General features: G+C 65.7%; 5 protein-coding genes. 3 read left to right on the top strand and 2 right to left on the bottom strand.

What is annotated here, in order from left to right:
* Window positions 1-137 precede the first annotated feature (137 nt).
* Entirely contained in the window at window positions 138-1,532 is a 1,395-nt protein-coding gene (fumC, locus tag DXK93_RS21125; protein WP_054457461.1) for a class II fumarate hydratase, read from the bottom strand.
* 163 nt (window positions 1,533-1,695) lie between these two features.
* On the opposite strand from fumC, the gene tsaE reads away from it, so the two are divergent.
* The gene (gene tsaE / locus DXK93_RS21120) at window positions 1,696-2,235 is read left to right on the top strand and encodes a tRNA (adenosine(37)-N6)-threonylcarbamoyltransferase complex ATPase subunit type 1 TsaE (protein WP_054457463.1); all 540 of its coding nucleotides are present in this window, start codon (window positions 1,696-1,698) and stop codon (window positions 2,233-2,235) included.
* The gene (locus DXK93_RS21115; protein WP_054457465.1) at window positions 2,163-3,548 is read left to right on the top strand and encodes an N-acetylmuramoyl-L-alanine amidase; all 1,386 of its coding nucleotides are present in this window, start codon (window positions 2,163-2,165) and stop codon (window positions 3,546-3,548) included. The genes tsaE and DXK93_RS21115 overlap by 73 nt, the downstream gene beginning before the upstream one ends.
* Before the next feature lie 97 nt (window positions 3,549-3,645).
* Here the strand turns inward: DXK93_RS21115 and DXK93_RS21110 are convergent, their stop codons facing one another.
* A complete protein-coding gene (locus tag DXK93_RS21110; protein ID WP_082401223.1) occupies window positions 3,646-4,284 on the bottom strand; it encodes a VTT domain-containing protein in 639 nt (212 codons plus the stop codon).
* Window positions 4,285-4,386: 102 nt separating this feature from the next.
* Between DXK93_RS21110 and mutL the strand changes: the two genes are divergently transcribed.
* On the top strand, window positions 4,387-5,508 hold a 1,122-nt coding region (gene mutL / locus DXK93_RS21105), incomplete at its 3' end, for a DNA mismatch repair endonuclease MutL (RefSeq protein ID WP_233564583.1).

The following is a 5,508-nucleotide window of genomic DNA, read 5'->3' as shown; positions in this document are numbered from 1 at the left end:
ATACTTCCTAACCGCCTTGAGCTTGAACTGCTCGTCGTACTTCGTCATGCAAAAACCCCCAAAGGTTGGATCTACGTCCAACTTTCGGGGGTCAGTTCACGCGGCGGTCTTTTTTCATGCACGCACAGGCCCGCTTACTAGGACTTGTGCGCGTTGGTCATGGAAGCCGGCACCACCCATTCGGCGAACTGCGCTTCGGTCACGTAGCCCAGCGCCAACGCCGACTCCTTCAGCGACAGGCCTTCCTTGTGCGCCTTCTTGGCGATCTGCGCGGCCTTGTCGTAGCCGATATGCGGATTCAATGCCGTCACCAGCATCAGCGAACGGTCGACCAGTTCGGCGATGCGCTCGCGATTGGGTTCGATGCCGGCGGCGCAATGCTCGTTGAAGCTGGCCATGCCGTCGGTCAGCAGGCGCACCGATTGCAGAAAGTTGTGGATCACCAGCGGCTTGAACACGTTGAGTTCGAAGTTGCCGCTGGCGCCGCCGATATTGATGGCCACGTCGTTGCCCAGCACCTGCGCCGCCAGCATCGTGATGGCTTCGCATTGCGTCGGGTTGACCTTGCCCGGCATGATCGAGCTGCCCGGCTCGTTCTCGGGAATGCTGATTTCACCCAGGCCCGAACGCGGACCGCTGGACAGCCAGCGCACGTCGTTGGCGATCTTCATCAGGCCGGCCGCCAGCGACTTCAGCGCGCCGTGCGCGAACAGCAGCGCTTCGTGCGAAGCCAGGCCCTGGAACTTGTTGGGCGCCGACACGAAGGCAGTGCCGGTGGCATGCGCCAGTTCGGCGGAAACCTTGGCGCTGAACTGCGGGTGCGCGTTCAGGCCCGTGCCCACGGCCGTGCCGCCGATGGCCAGCTGGTGCAGGCCAGGCAGGGTGGCGCGGATCTGCTGCTCGGCCAGGTCCAGCTGGGCCACGTAGCCCGACAGCTCCTGACCCAGCGTCAACGGCGTGGCGTCCTGCAGGTGGGTGCGGCCGATCTTGACGATGTCGTAGAACTCGGCGCTCTTGGCCGCCAGCGTGGCGCGCAGCGCCTTCAGCGAGGGCAGCAGATGATGCTCGACCTGCACCGCCGCCGCCACGTGCATGGCGGTCGGGAAGGTATCGTTGGACGACTGCCCGCGGTTGACGTGGTCGTTGGGGTGGACCTTGCGTTCTTCGCCGCGCACGCCGCCCATCAGTTCCGAAGCGCGGTTGGCCAGCACCTCGTTCATGTTCATGTTGCTTTGCGTGCCCGAGCCGGTCTGCCAGACCGACAGCGGGAACTCGTTGGGCCATTTACCGGCGATCACTTCATCGGCGGCGCGGACGATGCCATCGGCGATCTTCGGATCCAGTTCGCCCAGATCGGCATTGACCTTGGCCGCCGCGCGCTTGAGCCGCGCCATCGCTTCGACCAGGGGGACCGGCATCTTCTCGGTGGAAATCGCGAAAAAATGCAGCGAACGCTGGGTCTGGGCGCCCCAGAGGTGATCCTCAGGGACTTCGATGGGACCAAACGTGTCTTTTTCAATGCGGGTCTTCATGGCGCGTGCTACTCCGTGGCGACGTCGATTACGGCTGACGGCAGCGCGCCAGCCGCGAGAATGTTGAGAATGACAATCAGTTATAGGTTAGCAGAAACCCGCATTCCTATAATTGCGCAAACATCCGTGCTCCCTCCACCGTTTTTACCACTCGCCCCGCGCCATGTCCGCCCCTCTTTGCAGCCTGACCTTGCACCTGCCCGACGAAGCCGCCACGGAATCGCTGGCACGTCAGCTCGCCCCCCTGGTTTCCGGCGGCCAGGCCGGTCCGGCTGGGGGACATATCCACCTCCAGGGGGACCTGGGCGCGGGGAAAACGGCCTTCACACGGGCCCTGTTGCGGGAAAGCGGCATCACGGGACGGATCAAAAGTCCCAGCTACGCGCTGCTTGAATCCTATAAAGTTTCTAACTTATACTTCTATCACCTTGATTTTTATAGATTTAGTGATACGCGAGAATGGTTGGACGCAGGATTCCGGGATTTACTGCGTGACGACGCAGTCGTTTTGATCGAATGGCCGGAGCGGGCCGGGGGCCTTTTGCCCCCTCCCGACCTGCTGATTTCCCTAGCCTATGCAGGCGACGGACGCGACGCCACCCTGACCGCGTACACCGCTCGAGGACAAACATGGTTGAACGCGATTGTCCCCCCGCCCCAGTCGGCGCCCTCCCCTCGGCAGGCGCCACCCGGCGCCGCCTGATCAGCGTCGCCGCCACCCTGCTCGTCCTGCCGGTCCTGCCGCGCCTGGCGCAGGCGGCGACCATCCTGGCTGTGCGCACCTGGCCGGCCGACGAATACACCCGCGTCACGCTGGAGCTCGACAGCGAGCTCAAGGCTGAGCAGTTCACGCTTGAAAACCCCCACCGCCTGGTGGTGGACATTGAGGGACTGACCATCAGCGCGGCCCTGAACGACCTGGTTTCCAAGGTCCGGCCTGACGACCCCTACATCCAGAGCCTGCGGGTGGCGCAAAACCGCCCCAACGTGGTGCGCCTGGTGTTCGACCTGAAGCAGCCCGTGGCGCCCCAGGTGTTCACGCTCAAGCCCGTGGCCGACTACCAGTACCGTCTGGTGCTGGACCTGTATCCGAAGATCGCCCAGGATCCGCTGGTCGCGATCCTGAACAAGCAGACCGGCCCCGACGTGGACGACCCGCTGGCGCGCATCCTGGAAGACATCCAGCGCAACCCGGTGACCCGCGCCGATCCGCCCGAGCCGCCGCGCGTGCGCGGCCAGCAGCCGGCGCCCCCGCTGCCCACCGCGCCCAAGCCTCCGCCCGCCACCGCCAGCCGCGGCAAGCAGCGCATGGTCACCATCGCGCTGGATCCCGGCCACGGCGGCGAGGACCCGGGCGCCATCGGCAGCAGCGGCCTGCGCGAGAAAGACGTGGTGCTGCGCATCGCCCGGCGCCTGAAGGCGCTGATCGACAGCCAGCCCTACATGCGCGCCTATCTCACGCGCGACGACGACTACTTCGTGCCTCTGCACGTGCGCGTGCAGAAGGCGCGCCGCGTGCACGCGGACCTGTTCATCTCGATCCACGCGGACGCCTGGATCAAGCCTTCGGCCAATGGCTCGTCGGTGTTCGCGCTGTCGCAGCGCGGCGCCACCAGCGCCCAGGCGCGCTGGATGGCGGACAAGGAAAACGCGGCCGACCTGATCGGCGGCGTCAACCTTGGCAGCCACGACCGCCAGGTGGCCAAGGTACTGCTGGACCTGTCCACCACCGCGCAGATCAACGATTCGCTGAAGGTGGGCAGCGCCTTCCTGGACGAAATCAAGAAGATCAACCGCCTGCACAAAAACAGCGTCGAACAGGCCGGCTTCGCGGTCCTGAAAGCGCCGGACATTCCTTCGGTGCTGGTCGAAACCGCCTTCATCAGCAACCCGCAGGAAGAAGCCCTGCTGCGCAGCACCTCGCATCAGGACAAGCTGGCGCAGGCCATGATGACGGGCATCCAGCGTTACTTCACCGCCAACCCGCCGCTGGCGCGGCTGGGCGATGTGAGCTGACGGCGACGTCTGCCGCCGCATGAAAAAGGGCGTTGCGCTTCACGGCGCAACGCCCTTTTCAATGTGACGCGTGTGCCGCAGCATGCGCTGCGGCGCTTCACGCGCCGCGTTTGGCCTTGATCAGCTTGAACAGGCCCGCGCCGATCACCGGCACGATGGCGGCGGCCAGCCCCAGCAGCACGATGGTATTCAAGTGTTCGCGCACCAGCGGGATGTTGCCGAAGAAGTAGCCCGCGGCCACCAGGCTCACCACCCACAGCAGCGCGCCCAGGATGTTGAACAGCTGGAAGCGCGACTGCGGCATGTCGGCCACGCCCGCGACAAAGGGCGCGAAAGTGCGCACGACCGGGATGAAGCGCGACATGACGATGGTCTTGCCGCCGTGCTTTTCATAGAACGCGTGCGTGCGCATCAACGCGCCGCGGTCCAGAAAGCGCAGGTTCATCGAAAACACGCGCGGCCCGATATAGCGTCCGATGAAGTAGTTCACCGTATTGCCGGTGATGGCGGCGACGATCAGCAGCCCGCCCATCAGGAACGGATCGATGTGCCCGGTCGCGCCGAACGCGCCCGCGATGAACAGCAGCGAATCCCCCGGCAGAAAGGGCAGCACGACCAGCCCCGTCTCCGCAAAAACGATCAGGAACAGCACCAGGTACACCCACACGCCATACTGCGCGACCCAGACGCCGAGCGTCTTGTCGATGTGGAGCACCATATTGAAGAATTCGAGCATTGAAGCAACCCTGCCAGCGGAATGGGATATCAGTCCGCGACTATAGCCCACCCGCCCATGACGCTAAAATCGTCCACATAGCCATACCTGAACGCCAGCCACATGACCGAACGCCGCTCCATTCTTGCGCTTCCCGACCTGCTGATCAGTCAGATCGCCGCCGGCGAGGTGATCGAGCGGCCGGCATCCGTGCTCAAGGAAATCCTCGAAAACGCCATCGACGCGGGCGGACGCGCCATTGAAGTGCGCCTGGAAGGCGGCGGCATACGCCGCATTGCCGTGACCGACGACGGCGGCGGCATTCCGCCCGAAGAGTTGCCGCTGGCGCTGGCGCGCCACGCCACCAGCAAGATCCGCTCCTTGAACGAACTGGAATCTGTGGCATCCATGGGGTTCCGCGGCGAAGCGCTGGCCTCGATCGCGTCCGTGGCCCAGGTCACCATCATTTCCCGCACCCGCGATGGCGAGCACGCCTGGCAGATCGATGCAGGCAGCATGCAGGTCAGCCCCGCCTCGGGTCCTCCGGGCACCACGGTGGACGTGCGCCAGTTGTTCGACGCCGTGCCGGCCCGCCGCAAATTCCTGCGCTCCGAGGCCACCGAGTTCGGCCACTGCGTCGACGCCATGGAGCGCATCGCGCTGGCGCATCCGCAGATCGCCTTCCGCCTGTTCCATCACGACCGCGCGCAGCGCCAATGGCTGCCCGCCGAACCGCCGCAGCGCATCCGCGACGTGCTGGGCGCGGAATTCGCCGAACACGGCCTGCTGCTGTCGCACTCGGTCGGCACGGTCAGCCTGGCGGGCATGATCACCCGTCCCACCGCAGCCCGCGCCCGCGCGGACCGCCAGTATCTCTACGTGAACGGCCGCTACGTGCGCGACCGCACCGTCAGCCACGCCCTGCGCGCCGCCTACGCGGACGTCCTGCATGGCGACCGCCAGCCCGCCTACGTGCTGTTCCTGGACATCGACCCGGCCGCCGTGGACGTGAACGTGCACCCGGCCAAGCATGAGGTCCGTTTCCGCGACAGCGGCGCGGTGCATCGCTTCGTGTCCCATGCGGTCGGCCAGACCCTGGCGCAGACGGGCGGCGCGTCCGCCGCAGCCCCCGCGGCGCAAAACGACGACGCGGACGACGCCGGGTTCGAAACCGTGGCCCGGCCCGCCACCGCCGCGGCGACCGACGCCGCGCCGCAAGCCTCGCCCTGTCTCTTATACACATCT

The sequence above is a fragment of the Achromobacter sp. K91 genome (assembly GCF_003576205.1).
GTDB lineage: Bacteria > Pseudomonadota > Gammaproteobacteria > Burkholderiales > Burkholderiaceae_B > Achromobacter > Achromobacter aegrifaciens.
This window is presented reverse-complemented; position numbering and strand designations above follow the sequence as displayed.

Excerpts from the sequence above, each read along its gene's own strand:
- fumC (WP_054457461.1), bottom strand. The coding sequence starts at position 1,532 with ATGAAGACCCGCATTGAAAAAGACACGTTTGGTCCCATCGAAGTCCCT.
- DXK93_RS21115 (WP_054457465.1), top strand. The coding sequence starts at position 2,163 with ATGGTTGAACGCGATTGTCCCCCCGCCCCAGTCGGCGCCCTCCCCTCG.
- DXK93_RS21110 (WP_082401223.1), bottom strand. The coding sequence starts at position 4,284 with ATGCTCGAATTCTTCAATATGGTGCTCCACATCGACAAGACGCTCGGC.
- tsaE (WP_054457463.1), top strand. The coding sequence starts at position 1,696 with ATGTCCGCCCCTCTTTGCAGCCTGACCTTGCACCTGCCCGACGAAGCC.